We start from the raw sequence: 20,614 nt of genomic DNA on the forward strand, positions 1-20,614 counted from the left end.
GCCGCCATCAAACAGCTCCACAAATATTTTGCCGAAATGATAGTTGATCTTATGAAAACTGTCGGCAAACATCTCTCGCATTTGCGCGGTGAGATCGTAGATGATTTTGTTCAGCTGGTCACGGCTCTTCTCCACATCATCAATCTGCGTTTTCATAAACACATACCGCTGAGACACCTGCTCGTATTCCTCGATCGCCTCAAGGTTGACCGTACCGAGTGCTTTAATTTTGCCTTTTACCTCCACCAAGCTGCGCTGTGCCTTTTGCATATCTTCAATCGGCTGGACAATTGTCTCTGCCTCGCTTCGGGTAATCTCGTATTCATCCCACATGCGGGCGATGGTGCCGTCGTACTCCGCCTGCAAAGAGAATTTTTTCTCTTCCACGCGGGCAAGCTCGCGGGCAAGCTGCTCTTTACGGGCCATAATGTCTTTCTCTTGAACGCGAATCTCGGTGGAACGCTGTTCGCATTGCTGGCGGTGGCTTTGCAGGCTTATAATCTGTTGCTGCGCCTGCGCGGTTTGCGTAGAAAGCTGTTCATTTGCCTGCTTTAGCATTTCGATTTGAGCGGCAATTTCGGTGTTTTTGCTTTGAAGCTCAGAAATTTGGCTTTGATACAACCCGATGCGCTGCGTCTGCCCATCCTTACGGGTGTTCATCTCGGCAACAGACTGTTCGATTCCCTGTATGTCCTTGGTACGGGCGAGAATATCCATTTCAAGGCGGGAGCGTTGTGCAGCAAGCTGTTCGCGCTGTGTACGCAGCTCATTATGTTTACTGCTGTGTGCTGAAATTTCCTGTTCCGCCTGGGCTTGTTTCTCGGTTAGTTCGCTTACCCTACCGCCGGCATTGCTGATACCATCCTGCAATTCAACCAGTTTTTCTTCTAAGCGTTTTAACTGAACAACCGCATCCTCTTGATTTTTGGTGAGGTCATTAAGCGATAAGGAAATTCGTTTTTGCTCGGATTCATAGCGGATTTTGTCTTCGCCCGCCGCTTTCATCTCACTGTCGATGGCAAGCACTTGCGCGTTTAGTGCCGAAATTTCTTCGGTAACCGCCTTTAGCTTGAGGTTGACACCGTCGGCAGATTTTAATATCTCGGCGGCCTCGGCTTTGAGCCTATCGATTTCAGACTGACGGCTGAGCAGACCCGCGCTTTTCGCTGTAAAACCGCCTGTCATCGAGCCGCCAACGTTAACAAGCTGGCCATCCAGTGTAACCACACGAAAGCGGTTGTTGTATGCTTTTGCAATTGCCACCGCATCGTTTAAGTCCTCGGCGACAACAATTCTGCCGAGCATGTTTTCAACAATGGCTTTATAAACAGGCTTGCAGCGCACAAGGTCAGCTGCAACTGCCACAAAGCCCTGCTTCGCCTGAAGACCGTTTTCGCTGAGCCGGTTGCCTTTGATGGTAGAAATGGGAAGAAATGTCGCCCTGCCGCTGCGTGACTCCTTAAGCATGGCGATGGCGCGCTTTGCAACCTCGTCGTTATCTACAACAATGTTTTGCAGTGCACCACCGAGTGCGATTTCGATTGCGGTGGAGTACTGATCATCCACCTCAATCAGCTTGGAAACCGCAGAGTGCACACCTTTGATTGCACCGCGCTTTTGCTGATTGATGATGTATTTGACGCTGCCGGCAAAGCCCTCCATATTTTGCTCGAGGTTTTCGAGCAGCCCTGCCTTTTGCAGCTTTTCGCCCGATTTAAACTCGATGCTGCGCAGCTCGCGCTCAAGCTCCTGCTGTTTTTCGGTGCGGCTTTTCAGCTTTAACTGAACGCCGCCGATTGAGTTTTGCAGCCCCTGCAAACTTTCATCGATGTTTTCACAAAGCTCTTTGCAGTCGCGCAGTTCTGTGGTAAGGTCTTTTATCTTACCATCCTTTTCTGCCTGAGATTGATGCAGCATTTCAATACGGTTTTGTGTTTCGTTGTACACCGATTGTGAGGTAACTGCTGCAACCTTGGCCTCGGACAGGGAAAGCGTCACTTCAGAGAGAGCTCTTCGTTTATTTTCGAGTTCGGCAATCCCCGTCTGCTCAAGCAATGCGAGTTGGGCGTACTGCGCCGACAGCTCTTCCATCTCTGTTTTGGTACTGCTGATTTCTTCGTACAGCACGGTAAGCTCCTGCTGTTTTATGGTAATCTGGGCGTCAATGTCCTGCCCGGTGAGATTTTGCTCGGATATTTCCGAGGAAATGCGCTCAATGGAGCTGTTATTATGAAAAATATCGTTTTCATACACCGCAATTTGAGCTCCTGCTTCGGCCGCACTTTCCTCTTTGTTGCGGATAGAAGCGCGCAGTTCATCAATATCGACGGTGCATTTTGAAATTTGCGCAAAAATCTCCTCTGCGTTTTTCTCGACCGCCGCAAGCTCCTCCTCCACCTCGGCATGAGCTGCCTGTGAAGCGGCAACCTTGTCCTCCTGTATGCGCAGCTGCTCTTTGGTTTTTTCGAGCAGCGCAATCCAGATAGAAAGCTCCAGTGTCTTTTTGCTCTCGGCGTATTTTACAAATTGTGCTGCTTTTTCTGCCTGCAGCTTAAGCGGACCTACGCGATCTTCCAGCTCGATCATAATATCTTTCAGACGCAGCAGGTTTTCCTGCGCGGCAAGCAGCTTGCGCTCTGCCTCGGTTTTACGGTAGCGGAACTTGGAGATACCCGCCGCCTCTTCAAAAATCTCACGGCGGTTTCCACTTTTTGCGCTGATAATCTCGGCGATCTTTCCCTGCCCGATCATGGAATAGCCGTCTCTGCCAAGCCCTGTATCCATAAACAGCTCGTAAATATCCTTGAGCCGCACGTTTTGGTCGTTGATTTTGTATTCGCTGTCTCCCGAACGGTACAGCTTACGCGTAATCGAAACCTCATCGGTATCCATTGGCATAGCATGCTCGGTATTATCTATGTACAGCGTAACCTGTGCAAAGCCCATCGCCTTGCGAAGCTGGGTTCCGCCGAAGATGACGTCTTCCATCTTGGCGCCGCGTAATGTTTTTGTGGATTGTTCGCCGAGCACCCAGCGCAGTGCGTCGCTGATATTGCTTTTGCCGCTGCCGTTTGGCCCCACAACCGCTGTAAGCCCGCCGGTAAAGTTAAGGCGAGTGCGGTCGGGGAAGGATTTAAAGCCGTGTATTTCAAGTGCTTTCAGATACAATGTTCCACTTCCTTTATCTGTTGCTGGATAATGCAGCTGTAGCCAGTCAAGGTATTATCTTCGGTAAATTTTGCATGGTAACCCAGACTTTGCAGTGCAGTGAGGTTGCTTTTATGCTGCCCAATTGCTTTAGAGACGCACCCTTTTGGAACTCGAATGGTAATGTTCCCCTGCAAAATATTCTGCTGAGCCAAGGCGGTAAGCATACTTTTACGGAACAACTCAGCCTCGCAAAGCTCACGCAGTGCAGGGTGATAACCACCCGCCAAGATATCGCGCTCGAGTACGTCGGATGCATGAAGCCCCAGACGGATGACACGAATACCGCTGCCCTCAAAAAGCTCTAACAGCTTTGCCGATATTTGCACAGCTTCCTGAACGGTGATGGGGGTATATGCTCCCTGTTCATAAAGCTCTGCCAGCATCGTATGTCTGATTACTACAGTAGGATAGATACGCACCGTGTCGGGACGCAGCAAAGCCAGCTTTTGTGCCGTTTTCATTACGGTTTCGGGTGTATCGCCATACAGCCCTACCATCATCTGCAGCCCCAGCTCAAAGCCGTATCGGCGAATCAGCTGCGACGCATTTGTAACATCCTGTGCAGTGTGCCCGCGCTGATTTTTACGCAGAACCCCATTGTCCATGCTTTGGGCGCCAAGCTCAATCGCCGTTACCCCGTAGCAGCGTAGCAACGATAGAATTTCCTCATCAATGGCATCGGGGCGGGTGGAAATACGAATCCCCTTAAAACTGCCATTTTGTACAAAGGCAAATGCCGCTTCCAGCAAAGAAATCATCAAAGCTCGGTCAATCGCCGTAAAGCTGCCGCCAAAAAAAGCGATCTCTGCGTTTTTTGCCCGTTCACCCATGAACTCGAGTGCATCGGTACAGGTTTTGGCAACAAACGTGGCATCCGGCACGGCCTGTACGCCCGAGATACTGTGCTGATTGCAAAAGCTGCACTGATTGGGGCAGCCGACATGCGGCACAAAAATAGAAATATTTGCGTGCTTCATTCGCCCATCAGCTCAAGGGCTTCTTTCGCAGCCATCTGCTCAGCGCCTTTTTTCGAGCGCCCCCTGCCGGTGCCAATCACGTTGCTGTTAAGGTGTACCTCCACCACAAACTCTTTGTCGTGGTCGGGGCCTTTTTCATTCACCAGTACGTAGCTGATTTTTTCCTCGGGGTTTTGCTGAATAATCTCTTGCAGAATCGTTTTATAGTCTTTAAACGAAGGGCTGCGGTGGTTTTCGATGATGCTTATCACAAAACGCAGCACGTAATCTCTTGCCGCCTCCATCCCTCCGTCGAGGTAGATTGCCGCAATCACCGCCTCGAAAGCATCCGCCAAAATGGAGGAGCGCTCTCTGCCGCCGGTAATTTCCTCACCCTTCCCCAGCATCAGATGTTTACCAAGGTCAATTTCCTTGGCAAACTGGCACAATGATTTTTCGCACACCAGAGAAGCCCTGATTTTAGTGAGCTCACCCTCGGGCAAATGCGCATACTGCTTGAAGAGATAGTCGGATACGACAATGGAAAGCACTGCATCGCCCAGAAACTCCTGCCGCTCATTACACTCAAGCTCGCGTTTGGTCTCATTTGCGTAGGAGGAATGAGTCAGCGCAATCTCAAGATAGCGTTTGTTGCGAAAACGATAATGTAGTTTTTCTTCAAGTTGCTTCATTTTTTATCTCCTGTGCGCTGTTTTTAATCTCCTGCAAACCCTTTTGAATCTCACCGATTACATCCTTTTCGGCAAAGCTTGCCGCCTGACGAATGGCATTTTTAAACGCCTTGGCATTGGAGCTGCCATGTGCCTTGATGGTAGGTTTTGCAGTGCCGAGCAGTGCAGCGCCACCATGCTCGGTGTAATCCATTTGTTTTTTAAAGTTAGACATCCCTTTTTTAACCGCAAGTGCAGAAAGCTTTGTTGTGAAGTTCTGCATAAAAATACCCTTGATCTGCTGCGTAAACGCTTTTGCAACACCCTCAGTAAGCTTTAACACAATGTTGCCCGAAAAACCGTCACACAAGGCGACATCACACGCGCCAAACGGAAGCTCGCGCGGTTCGACATTGCCTGCAAAATTGATAGGAGCTTTTTTAAGCAGTTTATAGGCACCAAGCTGAAGCTCGCCGCCCTTGCTCTCTTCAACACCTACGTTGATCAGCCCTATTCTGGGGTTTTCAATTCCCATAATCTTATTCATATACGCCGAACCCATGATACCAAACTGCATTAGCATTTCGGGACGACATTCAATATTTGCGCCGGAATCGAGCAGCATATATTTGCCGCTGCCACCCACGCAGGGGATGACAGGAGCAAACGCCGCACGCTTGATACCCTTGATACGCTTTACAATGAGCGATGCACCGACTACCAAGGCACCGCTGCTGCCCGCTGTGACAAACGCGTCGCCCCTACCCTCGGAAAGCAGCTTTAAACCCACTGCAAGCGAGCTGTCTGCATATTCCTTCATAATAGAGGTTGGCTCAGCGCAAACAGGAATAACGTTTGGTGCATGTGCAATCTCAATGCCGCTGAGCGGAATGCCCTGTTCGCTTGCCACACGTTTAATGACTGCTTCATCACCGGTGAGCAGTATATCAATGCCATACTCCTGCACCGCCAACGCCGCACCTTTCAAGGCTTCAACGGGAGCGTTGTCTCCGCCAAATGCATCCAAAATTACTTTCATTTAAGCACCGCCAATCTATTATTATTTAATCGTAGCTATTTGTTCGTCCAGCTTTTGCAAACCACGCTGTGCAAGCGCAAGGTAACGCGCGCTCTTGTCGCGGATTTTTTCACCCAGAGGTGGTAAAATGCCCATATTACAGCCCATTGGCTGAAAGCTGGCAACGCTTTCGTCACTGATATAGGCGGTAAGTGCGCCCAACATGGTTTCCCGCGGCAGAATCAGCGGCTGCCCGCCCTGCAAACGCCGGGCAAGGTTGATGCCTGCCAGAATACCCGAAGCCGCGGACTCGATGTAGCCCTCAACACCCGTTATCTGCCCCGCAAAATAGATTCTACTGTCCTTTTTGAGGCGATAGGTGCTATCCAAAAGGCGCGGGCTATCGATAAACGTATTGCGGTGCATCACACCATAACGCATAAAATCAGCATGTTCCAGCCCCGGTATCATAGAAAATACACGCTTTTGCTCGGGGAAACGCAGGTTAGTTTGAAAACCCACCAGATTATAAAGGCTGCCCTCGGCATTTTCTTTGCGCAGCTGTACAACTGCCCAGGGGCGATGCCCTGTGTTAGGATCGCGCAGCCCGACAGGCTTGAGCGGACCGTAGCGGATGGCATCGGTGCCGCGCTTGGCGAGTACCTCCACCGGCATACAGCCCTCGTAAACCGTCATATTCTCAAAGCTTTTCAGCTCTACCGATTCCGCAGAAACCAGTGCGCTGTGAAAGCTTTCGTACTCCTCTTTATTCATGGGGCAATTGATGTAATCCGCATCGCCACGGTCGTAACGGGCGGCAAAAAACACCTTGTCCTGATCAATGCTGTCGAAGGTGACAATCGGTGCTGCGGCATCGTAAAAGCTGAGGTATTCGCCGCCGAGCAAGCTCTTGATTGTTGTAGAAAAAGCGTCAGAGGTAAGCGGCCCTGTGGCGATAATTACATCCTCATCCGGGATTCCAGTTACCTCACCAGTGACAACCTCGATATTGGGGTGGTCTGAAATCTTAGCCGTCACCCTGTTGGAAAACTGTTCGCGGTCCACCGCGAGCGCGCCGCCTGCCGAAACCGCAGTAGCGTCGGCACATTCTATAATAAGCGAGCCAAGACGACGCATCTCCTCTTTGAGAAGCCCCGCCGCAGACTCTATACGCATTGCCTTGAGTGAATTGGAGCAGACAAGCTCTGCAAAGCCATTGTATTTATGAGCAGGCGAGAATTTTTGCGGCTTCATTTCGTGCAGCCGCACCTTTATGCCGTGGTTCGCAAGCTGCCACGCGGCTTCACAGCCCGCAAGCCCCGCCCCGATAACCGATACCGACATCAATCCTTCAACCCTCTCTCATAATCGCAATTTTCCTTCGCACAATAGATTTTGCCCATCTTACCGGTCTTCTTAAACAAGGTGGCGTCACAATCGGGGCAATTTTCCTTCAGCGGCAGATCCCACGTGATAAAATCGCAGTTGGGGTAACCGCTGCAGCCATAAAACACCCTGCCCTTTTGTGATTTTTTAGCGAGCATTTTGGAGCCACATTTGGGGCAATTGCCCTCGGTCTCCTGCACGATCTTCTTGGTGTTTTTGCATTCGGGGAACCCGGGACATGCAAGGAATTTGCCAAAGCGACCGGATTTGATGACCATTCTGCGGCCGCAAAGCTCACAATCGACATCCGATTCTTCTTCGGGAACCTTCATACGGGTACCGTCCATGTTCTTTTCGGCATTTTCAAGGGTAGCGGCAAAATCATCGTAGAACTTATGCAGCGTTTTGACCCAATCCGCATCGCCGGTCTCAACCGAGTCGAGATCATGCTCCATGTTTGCGGTAAAGGTTACATCCACGATGTTTTTAAACTGTTCTTCCATCAGCTGTGTGGTGACCTCGCCCAGTGGAGTGGGTTTTAGCACCTTCGCATCGCGCTCCACATAGTTGCGGGCGAGAATGGTGGTGATGGTGGGGGCGTAAGTGGAAGGCCGGCCAATGCCGTTTTCCTCAAGTGTTTTGATGAGGGATGCCTCGGTAAAGCGTGCAGGGGGCTGCGTGAAATGCTGGTTCGGCAGCAGCTCTTTGAGCGAAAGCTCGTCGCCGATCTCCATAGCCGGCAGTGCGCCGCCCTCCTCAGATTCCTCGTCCTTGCCTTCTTCATACAACACAGTAAAACCGTCAAATTTAACAGAATAGCCCGAAGCCTTGAACAGGTACTCACCCGCGCGGATATCCACCGCAACGGTATCGAGCAGTGCGGTTGCCATCTGGCTTGCGATAAAGCGCTCCCAAATCAGCTTGTAAAGCTTATATTGATCGCTGGAAAGGCTTTCTTTCGCTTCATCGGGGGTGAGCGACGGCATGGTAGGGCGAACTGCCTCATGCGCGTCCTGCGAGTTGTTTTTTGATTTATACTGGCGGCGAGCCTGCGGGAGATAATCCTTGCCGTATTTGCCTGTGATAAACTCCTCCGCCTGCTGCTGCGCCTCTTCGGAGATGCGCAGAGAGTCGGTTCTCATATAGGTGATAAGACCGACGGCGCCCATATCTTTTACATCGATACCCTCATACAGCTCCTGTGCTGCCTTCATGGTGCGGCGAGCCTGGAAGCCCAGCTTGCGCGAAGCCTCCTGCTGCATAGTAGAGGTGGTAAACGGCGGCGCGGGCGACTTTTTCCGCACGCTTTTTTTGACGTTCTCCACCAGATATTTGACACCTTTGAGTTCTTCTAAAATCGCATTTGCTTCCTCGCCCGTCTTAATATCCAGCTTCTTGTCTTTGCCGTAAAGCTTGGCGGGAATCTGCTTTGTGCTCTCTTTGCCGAGCAGCTTTGCATCGATGGACCAGTACTCTTCGGTGATGAATGCGCGAATCTCGTTTTCGCGGTCGACAATCAGACGTACCGCAACGCTCTGCACCCTGCCTGCCGACAAGCCGCGCTTGATTTTACGCCACAAAAACGGGCTGATTTTATAGCCCACAATGCGGTCGAGAATGCGGCGAGCCTGCTGTGCATTCACCAAATCAATATCGATGGTGCGCGGGTGATCCATACCGTAGCGAACACCGGTTTTGGTAATTTCGTTAAAGGTAATGCGGTTTACAGCGTTTAAGTCAAGGTCAAGCAAGTGCGCCAGATGCCATGAAATCGCCTCGCCCTCGCGGTCGGGGTCGGTTGCGAGGTAGACGGTTTTACTTGCCTTTGCCTTTTTCTTGAGGATGCGCACAAGCTCTTCTTTGCCCTTAATGGGGATGTATTGCGGCTCAAAGTTGTTATCAACATCGACGCCGAGTTTGCTTTTGGGCAAATCACGAATATGCCCCATAGACGCGATAACGTCAAAGCCGGGACCAAGATATTTCATGATGGTTTTTGCCTTTGCGGGGGATTCCACGATAACAAGGTTACCGTCTACCAACACGTCAATATCATCCTCGCTCTTTTTAGCCTTTGCGGTTTTTTTTGCGGTGGAAGTTTTAGCCGCCTTGGTGGTTTTTGCAGCTGTTTTTGCAGCGGCTTTCTTTTTTGCCGGTGCTTTCTCGGTATCTTTATCCGCTTTTTTCGCAGCCGGCTTTACAGCAGCTTTTTTGGTCGCTGCTTTTTTTACAGGCTCTTTTTTAGCTGTTGCTTTTGTGCTTTTCGCAGCCTTAGCCGTTTTTGCCGCTTTGGTGTTTGCGGCTGTATCCACAGCTTCTGCGGCCTCTTCAGCCTGAGCAGTCGCCGTTAATTTTTCATCTGCCTTTTTTGTTGCCATTTTGTTCACCTAGCCTATATCTCAATAATATCAATTCACTCAGGTTGTTATTACTGTGTGCACTGAAGCATCAATGCATACAGTAATAACAACCATAACCGTAAAAATAGCATCTACATGCGTTTGTAGCGTTTGCCCGACTGTGCAGATGCCAAGCCCATTATTTCAAGTTCTGTAAGCGCTGTCAAGACCTCGTGTATCGATTTTTGCAGCTTTTTAGAGATTTCTTCCATCTGTATCGGTACATCTGTAAGCAGATGATAGACCAAAAGTGCGTCACTCGATATTCCCTCTGGGTCTGCTTTCGGCGCTCTCTCGACAGCCCCCTGCACCTGTTTTTTAAGCGGCTTTTCCAATAAGCTCGTTTGGATCACCGCAGGTTGAGGTATCGCTTGCGGTTCGTTTACAGGCTGCAGCCTTTCCAGCGATAGTGATTTTGCAAAGCGGTAACGGTATTCCTCCAGCACATCCAGCCCGCAGCTGACAGGAATCGCCCCTTGCCGCAGCAGTGCAAAGGTACCGCGCGCACTATCGTTAAAAATGTCGTTGGGAACCGCAAATACGTCCTTGCCCTGATCGAGTGCAACATGGGCTGTAATCAGCGAGCCACTGCGCTCGCCTGCCTCAACCACTACCACACCCATAGAAAGCCCCGAAATAATGCGGTTGCGGATGGGGAAGTTGCCTGCGTATGGCGTAGTACCGGGTGCAAACTCGGAAACAACCGCGCCATTTTTGGCAATAAGCTCCCTTAGGGTTTTATTCTGTGTCGGGTAGGTTTTATCGATACCGCAGCCGAGCACCGCAATGGTGCGCCGATCCTGCTTGACAGCAGCCGTGTGGCACACAGTATCGATACCTGAGGCAAGACCGCTGACAATTACCACACCCGCCTGTGCCAGCTCGCTGCCGATTTTATTGGCAGCACGATAGCCATAGTCGGAACAGCGGCGCGTGCCCACCATTGCGATGGTAAGCTCATTGTCAATATCGCCAAGCTCACCATCGACATAGAGTACGCAGGGCATTCCGTAAATGTTACGCAAACGGGTGGGATATCTTACATCATCGGGCGTAAGAATCGTAATTCCCCGATGGTGCATCTGCTCGGCAATGCGTTTCGCATCATCAAGCTTTGTGGCGAGAAGCCGTTCGGTTTCCGCCTTGGTAATTTGCGAAATCTCACGGTAGCCACCGGTAGAATAAAAATCTTCTAAGCTCTCGAATCGACGGATAATCTCATCGGTTCTGCCGTTGCCGCTGCCGAAGGCTGCTCCCAGCCAAACCCAGTATTCCAAAGCCGATGACATGATCCGTCCCCCCTAAACCGGTAGTTGCGCCGTGATGACATAGTTTTGGATTACAAGCGTGCTTTGCCCGACATCTCCCACATTACTACAGCAGCGGCGACTGCCGCGTTAAGCGACTCTGCCCCGCCATGCATATCAATGATCATGTTATGGGTGCATCTGTCTATTACATCTTGTGACAAGCCGTTACCCTCATTGCCAATCACAGCTACCGCCGCCTGCGTAAGGTTACATGTCCGAATAGACACCGCTCGCTCGCTGAGCGTTGCAGCATAGGTACTGTGTGTTTTATTTAAGTTTTCAAGCAGCCCTGCAAGGTTGGTTGTGATACATACAGGCACACGAAACACGCTGCCCATTGTGGAACGAAGCACTTTGGGTGAAAAAATATCGGGACAGTCGGCGGTAAGGATTACACCGTCGATGCCGAATGCATCGGCTGTGCGCAGAATGGTACCGATGTTGCCGGGATCTTGCAATGATTCCAGTGCAAGATAGCGCCCTGTAGTAAGATTCCCCTCAGTTAGCGTGTTTTCCGGCAGACGGCACACGGCATAAACACCCTGTGGTGTGCTGGTATCTGCCAGTTTGTCCGCAATATCCGCTGTAATCTCATAGCAGATTTTGGCATTCTGACATAGCAAAGCAAGCCGCTGAGAGTATTTTTCCAACGCGCCGGCAGTGCAGTACAGCTCGTCTATCACAATGCCGCCAGCCACAGCCTCCATACAAAGCTTAATGCCCTCGGCAACAAAAAAACCGCTTTGTGTGCGCTCTTTTTTACTCTTCATCAGCCTGATGACCTGTTTAATATTCTGATTTTCTCTGCTGGTAATTCGATCCATCTGCTACTCCTCATAAAATTGAAAATGCGCCCGTGCTGCATTGAACACGGGCGGCAATGTCAATTATTACAGGGCAGCTTTTGCCTTTTCAACCAGTGCGGTGAAAGCAGCAGCGTCGTTGATTGCAATCTCAGACAGCATTTTTCTGTTCAGAGTTACGCCGGCTTTTTTGAGGCCGTTCATGAATGTAGAATAGTTCATATCATTCAAACGGCAAGCTGCGGAAATTCTGGTGATCCACAGGCTGCGGAAGTTTCTCTTCTTCTGCTTTCTGCCTGCAAATGCATAGTTGCCGGATTTCATAACTGCCTGTTTGGCAGTTTTAAAAAGTTTGCTCTTGCCACCAAAGTAACCTTTGGCAAGTTTGAGAACTTTCTTTCTTCTCTTGCGGGTCATCGTTGCTCCCTTTACACGAGCCATATCTATATACCTCCGTTTTCGGTGTTTCTAATTTAATGACGCCTTATGAGCTACCTACTATTTGTAGGGCAGCAGCAGTTTAACTGCCTTCACGTTGGTCTGATCAGCAAAAGTTGCTTTACGCAGGCCTCTTTTACGTTTGGGGGTCTTTCCATGGCCATTGAGCAGATGACGCTTGTTTGCATGAGCGCGTTTTACTTTACCGGTTGCAGTCATTTTGAAGCGTTTTTTTGCACCGGAATGTGTTTTTAACTTAGGCATGAGTTTTGTGTCCTCCCTTTTAGATTTACTTTGCGAGCTTCGACGTAATGAACATGACCATACTACGGCCTTCCATTTTCGGCAGCTTGTCAACAGTTCCCACTTCGGCACAGGCCTCGGCAAATTTTTTCATCTGACCTTCACCCAAATAAGCATGTGCCATTTCGCGACCTCTGAACCGAATCGAAACTTTAACCTTATCACCGCTCTTCAAAAACTTGATAGCGTTGTTGAGTTTGGTTTCAAAATCGTGCGTATCAATATTCAGCGACAGGCGAACCTCTTTGGTTTCAATGGTCTTCTGATTTTTTCTTGCCTCTTTTTCACGCTTCGCTTGTTCGAAACGATACTTACCGTAATCCATAATGCGGCATACGGGCGGCGTTGCCTGAGGAGCGATCTTCACCAAATCCAGGTTCTTCTCGATTGCCAGATTCATCGCGTCTCTGGTTTGCAGTATTCCTAACTGCTCACCGTCTGCACCGATGACTCTGATTTCCTTTTCTCTAATCTCCTCATTAATCAGTAGTTCCTTGTTGCTAATGTTAAGCACCTCCATAAAGCTCTTATAAAATGAACAAAGCGCGGACTAAAATTCGTCCGCGCACCGCAATACACACTTATCCCGGTTAAGGGCTTAGCATTGGTATTGACCATGTGACGCTCCTGCGCACAGGTGAGAACGAATTGCTGTTCTACTTTGTTTTCCTTGTTAGTTTATCAAATATACACAGTGTTGTCAAGTATTATTTATGAGAAAACACAGCGGACTTTGATTTTTTGCATTGTTCACTCCACTCACCGTTATCGCCCTGCGCTTTGTCGTAGTCCCCTATCCCAGTTTTACTAAAGTACAAGCGGTATCTCGGTACTTAGCGCAAAAGAATACAGCACGCACTGTTTAACCGGCAGATGCAGGCTTTCTTCGATAATCTTTTTATACAAGGTAAGCTGCGCGGAGTATCGCTCTACCAGCTCCTGCGCATCCTTCACCGTGTCGGTTTTATAGTCGACAATGACACATGCTCCATCTTCAATGAATACGCAATCGGCAACACCCTGCACCGTGATGGTATCGGAGCTGCCGGCACCGTCAAAACCAATTTCGTTGGCGGGCAGCTGTGATAAAAAGCGCAGCTCGCGGCGGACGTCACCGGAAGCAGCGATACGGCGATAAAGCGCAGAGCCAAAAAACCTTTGCACGCGTTTTACGTCGATGCATTCACGCTGAATTTCGGTGATAAAGCCCAGCTGTGTAACACGGTTGATTTCTGCCACCGCGTCGATACTGGCAGCCGCGTAATCGGCAAACTGCATAAACTGGTGCAGCGCCAAGCCGCGTTGGGCACCGGTGAGCTCTTTTTTGGCAAGAAATTTTGGTATGCGGTTAAAACGAAAATTCTTGTTGCTTTCGCGGTGCGCAATGGACGAAACCCCCAACTTTGCAGGCACCACGGTTGCGGCAGTATACGGATAAACAAAGCCTGCGCGCTCCCTAATTTCATCCACTACAGAGGGTACAGGTTCTGCCGTGATGGAAACTCTCTCGCACACCTGACCGTTACTTGGAGCAAGAGGCTGGCTAAACTGAACACACAGGCGTGAGTTCACCCACAGCACCCTACTGTCATCCAGCGCAATTTTACCGCGCAGCGGTGCACCGTCCGGGTGACGCAGGGCGCACATCAAAATCCAATCGGCAAAGCTTTTGCATTTGCGTACCAGGTAGCTGGGGATGCGCTCAGCATCGGCAATGCCGCCTGATAGAGCTTTTAACGTCCCATCCAGACGTTTGTCCTGTGTCATGGTGATAATCAATTTTTCTTTGGCACGCGTCATGGCGACATACAGCACGCGAAGCTCTTCCGAAAGGGCAGAACGTTCCCCTTCCAGCTTGAGCGCCTCCATGGGCACGGTGGTAAATTCCTTCATCAGTGCAGGGTCACGGCGGCGGCATGCAAAGCCCAACTTGGGGTGCAGAATGGTTCTCGCCATGGTGTAGTCGGCAGCATTGTGCCGCTTTGCGGTATCACACAGGAACACCACAGGGAATTCAAGCCCCTTGGAACGGTGAATGGTCATGACTCGAACGACATTTGCGCTTTCGCCCAACGTACCGGCAGGGGTAAAATCGGCACCACGCTGGGTGACCCTATCGACAAAGCGAACAAACCCGCAAAGCCCCTTATGCCCCGCTTTGTCGTAGCCTGCGGCATATTCGGCAAGCAGGCGAAGATTTGCCTTGCGGTTGTCGCCCATTGGCATAGCCGTAACGATGGACAGATAATCGGTTTCGCGGTAGATACGCAAGATCAGCTGATCGATCGGCTCGGTAACAGCCGCCGCACTGAATTTTTTGATGACTTCGGTAAGGGCAATGCATTTCGCATCCCCCTGCTCTGCCGCGGCGCACACGCAAAGATAGAGCGGCCTGCGACGGTTGATGAGACGCACCTGCGCTACCTCGTCGGGCGTAAAAGCAAACAGCTCAGAAAGCATAATTGCAGTAAGCGGAACGTCGAGCAGCGGATTATCGAGCACGCGTAAAAACGAGAGAATGAGCGAAATCTCGCGCGAGGCAAGGTACCCGCCCTGCACCTCTGCCCACGCATTGACACCGTTCTCCTGCAGTTCCTTCACAAAAGTTCCCAGCTTGTCCTTTTTTGAACGCAGCAGCACGCAAAAGTCGCTCTGCCTTACAGGACGCAGAGCTTTTTCCTCACTATCGTAGACCTGGTACCCCTCTGTAATCATCTCGGCAATGCGGCGAGCAACATAGCGCGCCTCCAGCACAATTTTTGTATCATCGGTGCTGCTTTCTGCGGTATCAATAATCTGTATTTCGGTGGCAATTTCATCGGTATCGGGGTAATCGGCACGTGGAAGAAGCGCTTCCTCCGCATTGTAATCAAGCTCACCGAGCTTTTCACTCATCAGCTGCAAAAACAAAAAATTGACAGAGTCGGTAACACCGGTGCGGCTGCGAAAGTTTGCGCCCAGGTTAATTTTTGCAGGAAATTTTCTGCCGTCGTAGGAAGAGTACTCACGCTTTTTCTGCATAAAAATCTCGGGCATAGCCTGACGAAAACGGTAGATGCTTTGCTTAACGTCACCCACCAGAAACAGGTTCTGTTCCCTGCCGTTTTCATCGGAGCGGGCAAGCGCGCTGAAAATCATATTCTGCGCCTCGTTGGTATCCTGGTATTCGTCGATCATAATTTCATCAAAGCTCCTCTGCGACACCTCGCGCGCAAGGGAGGATTTTAAATGCACCCCTTTTTGGGGTTCATCGTAAAGCAGTGCGAGGGCAAAGTGCTCGAGGTCGGAGAAATCGACCAGACGGCGCTCTCGCTTGAGCGCGTCAAGCCGTGCGGCAAACGAAAGCGTAAGCGCAAACAGCAGCTCTATCTGCGGGCGCAATGCGGCAATATCATCGGTAAACTCTGCCGCAGTAGCCGAAAACAGGCGGTCGGCAAGCTTTTCAAGAATGCTCTTAACCTCTTTACGGATTGCGTCGACACGCTGCTTGGCGGGGTTGTCTTTTTCACCCATAACACGTCCGCCCAATGGGGTAAGCTCCTTTGCGGCACTTAACTGAAACGCGATAATATCCCAATCCTCGGCGGAATGCGATTTTCGCGCTGCCAGTTCTAAAATCTGTTTCACGTTATCGAGGTCAGTTTTAAAGGTGTTTTCGTAGGCGGCCGTCATCTTTTCGTTTTCGCAAATCAGCCCGATGGCTTCCTTCAAAATTTCGGCACAGTAGTCCAGCGAATCGGCCGTGTAGGTTAAAATAATCTCGCCCCATACCGTATCGCAAACGTTAACCGTGCTGTCATACATTGCGAGCTTCTCAGTGAGCCAATCCTCATAAAACGGGTGTGAGCGGATAAAATCGTACAGCTTGTACACCGTTTCGAACAGGTTGCGGTCATCGCGCCCCGAACTGATAAGATCGGCAAGCTCTGTAAACTCGTCCCCCCGTTCACTGCTGTAGTATTCCTCCACACACTGCTTCAGTGCTTCCTCGCGCAAGTTGCCAAGCTCGCTGTCATCCGCAATTGAAATATCGGGCGAGAGCGGTAGCTTTTGCACATGCTGCTTGATGAGATCAAAGCAAAACGAGTGGATGGTGCTGATGTGCGCCCTGCCGAGTAATATCTGCTGGCGCTTGAGCACCGCTTCGTTAGGGCGAGGCGCATCGTCATACTCAAGGTCAACATCGTCCGGCACAGGCTCGAGCAGCTTTTGCAGCTTGCTGCTAATTTTACTGCGCATCTGTTCCGCCGCCGCCTTGGTGTAGGTGACAATGAGCATACGGTCGATATCAACAGGGTTTTGCGGGTCGGCTATACGCTCAATCACACGCTGCGAAAGGACCGCTGTTTTACCGCTGCCCGCCGCCGCGGAAACAAGCAAAGTACCGCCCCTTGATTGGATAGCATTTGCCTGTTCGGGTGTCCAGTTAATCTTCGCCATCCGCCTGCACCTCCTCTGCATTGGCCTTGGTATGTTCCGCTTCTTTTTCGGGGTCTATCTTATTAAAAAAATCTGCTTTTGTTTTAATATCATCGATTTTATTTTGAATATCGCCTTCCTCGTGGCCGCAAACCTCGCGGTAGTCGCAATACTCACAGGTGCTTTTGTACTGGCCGGTATAGGTTGGTACCGCACCGATTGCACCGCTGCGCAGGGTATCTGCCATTTCAACAACCAGCCGATGAACGTGCTGTTCCAGCTTACCGAACTCTGCAAGTGTAGCAACATCGCCCTTAATCTCGGTGGTAATTTCGGTTACCTTGTCTTTGCCCCTGCCCGAAGACTTTTCCTTCTCCTTGATTGTAACCGGAATGAATACACCCTCGCCGTCACGCTCCATGCCAAGCAAGGACTCGGGATTATCGAGTAGCAGACCGTTCATTTTAAGTGTCTTCATCTGCTCTTTTTGTGCCTCTTCGGCACCGGTACCGCGGTCAAGCGAGGTAAATTTTGTTTTGGCAGGCATGTACAAAATACCCGCAGGCGCGGCCCCCGCAAGCCCACCCGTACCCTTTTTACCGAGGGTAAACAAATAGATGAGCATTTGCAGGTTTAATCCACAGTAAATGTCGGTGAGGTCGAATGTTTTGCTGCCGGATTTGTAATCGACGACGCGCACATATTTTCTGCCGTTTTTCTCCAACAGATCCACACGGTCAACCACGCCCTCAACCGTTACCTTGCCGCCCGTGCTGATGGGAAATTCCATAGGGTCGACACATATGCCTTCTGCTGCATCACCCTCAGGCAGCTCCTGCTGCTTTTTGATGGGCAGCTCGAAATAAGCCGGGCGGAACTCGCTGCTTGCAAACTCTTTGGCAAGGTGCTGCAGAAGCTTCACAAGAGTATCCTCCAGCCGTTTAAACAAATAGGTAAAACGTGCGGGCTTGCTCTCTTTCCCTCCCATTTTTTCATCGACATACTGCCACAGAAGCTCGTGGATATCTGCGCGCAGCTTGTCTTCATTTTGTACCGCGGCACAGATGTCATCGTAGCGCGAGAGCAGAGCTTGCAGCACAAAATGCACCAGCGTGCCCGATTCCATCGGCGAAAGCTCGGCACGGTGGCGCGGGCAAACACTTAACCCGTAGCGGCAAAAATACGCCAGCTTGCACTGGTAAAACTGGTCGAGCCGCGAAGCGGAAAGGCTCATATCGCTGCCATAAAGTTTTAAAATGGTGTCGCTGCTTTTCAGCTGATATTCGCTGGCTTTAACTGGATTCAGCAGCCGCTCTGTACGCTCACCAAGCCCCTGTTCTTCAAGGTATGCTTTGAGTGATGCGGTAAACTGGTTATCCTGCCGCAGGTTGCCGCAAAACACGTCAAACGCGGTTTTATTGTTGTGGATATAAACCATGCGGTCCTGCTCATCGGTGGAAATTTTGGCGGCAAAGGGCAGTACCGAACGCAGCCCCTTGACAATGACAGAGGGGTATAAGCTCTCACCCTTGAGCGTGGAGCAGGAGTAGCACACTGTAAGCTGCTGCGATGCACTGCATAGCGCCGCATAGGCGCAATAGGTTTCATCGAGCGATTTGCTCTCGGCGGTATCGGAGATTTCAAGTCCGCTGTTAATCATCTGTTCGCGCTCAGCATCGGAAAAAATGCCGCCCGATTTGTATACCGCAGGAAAAATCCCCTCGTTTGCTCCCACCAAAAAAGTGAGTTTTGGGGATGAAAGACGAACACGGTCGGCAGAGCCAATAGTAACCTGATCAAGGGTCTGCGGAATACTGCCGATATCCACCGAACAGAGCACCATGCGAAGCAGCTCGGCAAACTGCTGTAGTGTAAGGTTTGCTTCGCCAAGTGCGGCGGCAAATTGATCCAGCAGGTCAACGACTGTATCGTAAAGCTGGGTACAATCGACAGCAACCATGTCGTTTTCTTCGGTTTGACGCAGCCTGCTTAAAATACCGGAGCGTTCGAGATAGCGGAACACCGCCACGGCAAAGCCCGCACCGTTGCAGCGCTGCACCGCATCATACAGCTCCTCCAGCGGGGCAATGACCTGCACGCGAAGCTCATTGAGCCTTGCAAGCAACTCCATATCATATTTACTGGGTTCGCCATAGCCCGACGGATTCATCTTAAAATCCTGCCGCCACGTGCTGCCCTTAACATCCCAGGTAAAGCAGTAATTTTCGAGCTCGCCAATCTGCTGTGGCGAAACACCCAGCAATGCGGTTTTGAGCAACGCTAAGATCTCGTCGGTATCAAAATTACGGCGTACCGCATCAACCGCATGCAAAATGGCAGCGGTAAGCGGCTTTCCGGTGATGTCTTCACGGATATCCATAAAATATGGGATTTCGTAGCGTTCAAAAATGCTTTGGAAGGCCTGTGCATAGGCGGAAAGATCGCGCCCGATTATGGCGACATCGCGGTAACGGATGCCGTTTTGACGAACGGCTTCACGGATCGACGCGGCGACATACTCCACCTCATCGTATTGGTTTTGCGCTTCGACCAGCCGGACGTTTTCGCAAGGTTTATCGTACGAGTGAGCATGTGAGCGAAAGATATTTTGCTCCAGGTGTGCAAGGTCATCGCTTTGGTAGCGGTGGTGACGGTTTAAAACAACAGGCGGCAGTTCCTGTATGCCATTGTTTTTCCCAATGCGCCGCAGGCGTGATGCTGTTTTTTTCACCAAAGAAAATAACCCTAAGCCATTTTCCGATTCCTCCAGTGTATCGGTACACAGGGTAACGGTGACTTTGGGCGACTGTGTGATAATATGATCGAGCATTTGGTGTTCGCCCGCTGTGAACGACTTGAACGAGTCGATATAAACGCTGTAATCGGCGAAGAACGGCTCACTTTCAAGGTAGCCGCAGGCGCGTGTGACGTCGTCCTCCGCATCCTTGTAGCTGCGGTCGATCATCGCCTGATATACGCGGTAGATAGAGGTGAGTTCCTCTGATTTTTTCGAAAGTCCCTCATCCCCCGCACTTTGGGCAAATTGCTCCAGCTGTTCGGGTGAGATCCCGGCATTTTTGAACTCACTGATTTGTGAAACCATGGTTTCGACAAAGCCGATGTGGTTAATTTTGTTTGAGTAGAGTTCGAGAGTATCCGCCAGCTCACCCATGGCAAGGCTCATCAGCAGCAGGCGCGCACTGTCGTCGATATAGTCACCCGCAAGCCCGCCGTATTGCCGAAAAATGCGGTTGCACAATCGTGTAAAGCTGAGTACCTCTACATCAATTGCTCGCCGCGCGCCAAGCATTTCATACAGGGTTTTTTCGGTCTCGAAGGAATGCTGTTCGGGCACTACAACAATCGCTCGTCCCCCTGCACGCACATCCTCACAGATTTTTTCGCGCAACAGGGTCGTTTTGCCGCTGCCGGTTGTTCCTATAACAAATTGTAGCATACTATTCCTCCTGTACGGCTTTTGCAGGGGTAAAATTGGTGACTGAACCTGCTTAAAATATATTTCTTGCTTATCATGTATTGTTAAAAATCCACCTTATTGCACGTGGATTATCTCTGACTATTATATCATAAACCGGTCTTAAAACACAGTTTTGCACTTGCGCCATGCGCAAGTTTGCGTGCTAAAGCACGCAAAGACCGTTTCCGATGTAATAAAACATATTTGCCAAACGGCAAGTACC

The 20,614-nt window shown here is 50.5% G+C and carries 13 protein-coding genes; all 13 read right to left on the reverse strand.

The genetic code is table 11. The features are described 5' to 3' along the window. Positions 1-3,168, reverse strand: a 3,168-nt coding sequence (gene smc, locus RTV33_RS04445; protein WP_312641968.1) for a chromosome segregation protein SMC, incomplete at its 3' end; no start/stop codon positions are given. After that, entirely contained in the window at positions 3,159-4,187 is a 1,029-nt protein-coding gene (locus RTV33_RS04450) for a radical SAM protein (RefSeq protein WP_312641970.1), read from the reverse strand. The genes smc and RTV33_RS04450, both read right to left, overlap by 10 nt. Beyond that, positions 4,184-4,858 (reverse strand): ribonuclease III, encoded by a 675-nt coding sequence (gene rnc / locus RTV33_RS04455; protein WP_312641972.1) that lies wholly within the window; start codon positions 4,856-4,858, stop codon positions 4,184-4,186. The genes RTV33_RS04450 and rnc overlap by 4 nt, the downstream gene beginning before the upstream one ends. Further along, complete coding sequence (gene plsX / locus RTV33_RS04460) at positions 4,845-5,876, reverse strand: phosphate acyltransferase PlsX (protein ID WP_312641974.1); 1,032 nt, start codon at positions 5,874-5,876, stop codon at positions 4,845-4,847. Before plsX ends, rnc begins: the two co-directional genes overlap by 14 nt. A gap of 21 nt (positions 5,877-5,897) precedes the next feature. Further along, positions 5,898-7,199 carry a methylenetetrahydrofolate--tRNA-(uracil(54)-C(5))-methyltransferase (FADH(2)-oxidizing) TrmFO gene (gene trmFO / locus RTV33_RS04465; protein ID WP_312641976.1) on the reverse strand — a complete coding sequence of 434 codons (1,302 nt, stop codon included), beginning with the start codon at positions 7,197-7,199 and terminating at the stop codon, positions 5,898-5,900. After that, the gene (gene topA, locus RTV33_RS04470; RefSeq protein WP_312641978.1) at positions 7,199-9,619 is read right to left on the reverse strand and encodes a type I DNA topoisomerase; all 2,421 of its coding nucleotides are present in this window, start codon (positions 9,617-9,619) and stop codon (positions 7,199-7,201) included. The genes trmFO and topA overlap by 1 nt, the downstream gene beginning before the upstream one ends. 113 nt (positions 9,620-9,732) lie before the next feature. Continuing rightward, complete coding sequence (dprA, locus tag RTV33_RS04475) at positions 9,733-10,929, reverse strand: DNA-processing protein DprA (RefSeq protein ID WP_312641980.1); 1,197 nt, start codon at positions 10,927-10,929, stop codon at positions 9,733-9,735. Positions 10,930-10,979: 50 nt separating this feature from the next. Then, positions 10,980-11,774: an RNA methyltransferase gene (locus RTV33_RS04480; RefSeq protein WP_312641982.1), complete on the reverse strand. Its 795-nt coding sequence runs from the start codon at positions 11,772-11,774 to the stop codon at positions 10,980-10,982. 66 nt (positions 11,775-11,840) lie between these two features. Continuing rightward, positions 11,841-12,194, reverse strand: coding sequence for a 50S ribosomal protein L20 (rplT, locus tag RTV33_RS04485; protein ID WP_312641984.1), 354 nt, complete (start codon positions 12,192-12,194; stop codon positions 11,841-11,843). Between the two features lie 57 nt (positions 12,195-12,251). Further along, positions 12,252-12,455, reverse strand: a complete 204-nt coding sequence (gene rpmI / locus RTV33_RS04490; RefSeq protein WP_312641986.1) for a 50S ribosomal protein L35 — start codon at positions 12,453-12,455, stop codon at positions 12,252-12,254. A 25-nt stretch (positions 12,456-12,480) separates the two neighbouring features. Beyond that, positions 12,481-13,014, reverse strand: coding sequence for a translation initiation factor IF-3 (infC, locus tag RTV33_RS04495; protein ID WP_312641988.1), 534 nt, complete (start codon positions 13,012-13,014; stop codon positions 12,481-12,483). A gap of 287 nt (positions 13,015-13,301) precedes the next feature. Beyond that, on the reverse strand, positions 13,302-16,934 hold the full coding sequence (gene addA, locus RTV33_RS04500; RefSeq protein ID WP_312641990.1) for a helicase-exonuclease AddAB subunit AddA: 3,633 nt from the start codon (positions 16,932-16,934) through the stop codon (positions 13,302-13,304). After that, positions 16,921-20,370: a PD-(D/E)XK nuclease family protein gene (locus tag RTV33_RS04505; RefSeq protein ID WP_312641992.1), complete on the reverse strand. Its 3,450-nt coding sequence runs from the start codon at positions 20,368-20,370 to the stop codon at positions 16,921-16,923. Before RTV33_RS04505 ends, addA begins: the two co-directional genes overlap by 14 nt. Positions 20,371-20,614 lie beyond the last annotated feature (244 nt).

The sequence above is a fragment of the Hydrogenoanaerobacterium sp. genome, assembly GCF_032017025.1.
Taxonomy (GTDB): Bacteria; Bacillota; Clostridia; order Oscillospirales; family Ruminococcaceae; genus Hydrogenoanaerobacterium.

Bases quoted from the DNA above. Each gene is read 5' to 3' on its own strand.
- RTV33_RS04450 (WP_312641970.1), bottom strand. From the start codon at position 4,187: ATGAAGCACGCAAATATTTCTATTTTTGTGCCGCATGTCGGCTGCCCC.
- rnc (WP_312641972.1), bottom strand. From the start codon at position 4,858: ATGAAGCAACTTGAAGAAAAACTACATTATCGTTTTCGCAACAAACGC.
- plsX (WP_312641974.1), bottom strand. From the start codon at position 5,876: ATGAAAGTAATTTTGGATGCATTTGGCGGAGACAACGCTCCCGTTGAA.
- trmFO (WP_312641976.1), bottom strand. From the start codon at position 7,199: ATGTCGGTATCGGTTATCGGGGCGGGGCTTGCGGGCTGTGAAGCCGCG.
- topA (WP_312641978.1), bottom strand. From the start codon at position 9,619: ATGGCAACAAAAAAGGCAGATGAAAAATTAACGGCGACTGCTCAGGCT.
- dprA (WP_312641980.1), bottom strand. From the start codon at position 10,929: ATGTCATCGGCTTTGGAATACTGGGTTTGGCTGGGAGCAGCCTTCGGC.
- RTV33_RS04480 (WP_312641982.1), bottom strand. From the start codon at position 11,774: ATGGATCGAATTACCAGCAGAGAAAATCAGAATATTAAACAGGTCATC.
- rplT (WP_312641984.1), bottom strand. From the start codon at position 12,194: ATGGCTCGTGTAAAGGGAGCAACGATGACCCGCAAGAGAAGAAAGAAA.
- rpmI (WP_312641986.1), bottom strand. From the start codon at position 12,455: ATGCCTAAGTTAAAAACACATTCCGGTGCAAAAAAACGCTTCAAAATG.
- infC (WP_312641988.1), bottom strand. From the start codon at position 13,014: ATGGAGGTGCTTAACATTAGCAACAAGGAACTACTGATTAATGAGGAG.
- addA (WP_312641990.1), bottom strand. From the start codon at position 16,934: ATGGCGAAGATTAACTGGACACCCGAACAGGCAAATGCTATCCAATCA.
- RTV33_RS04505 (WP_312641992.1), bottom strand. From the start codon at position 20,370: ATGCTACAATTTGTTATAGGAACAACCGGCAGCGGCAAAACGACCCTG.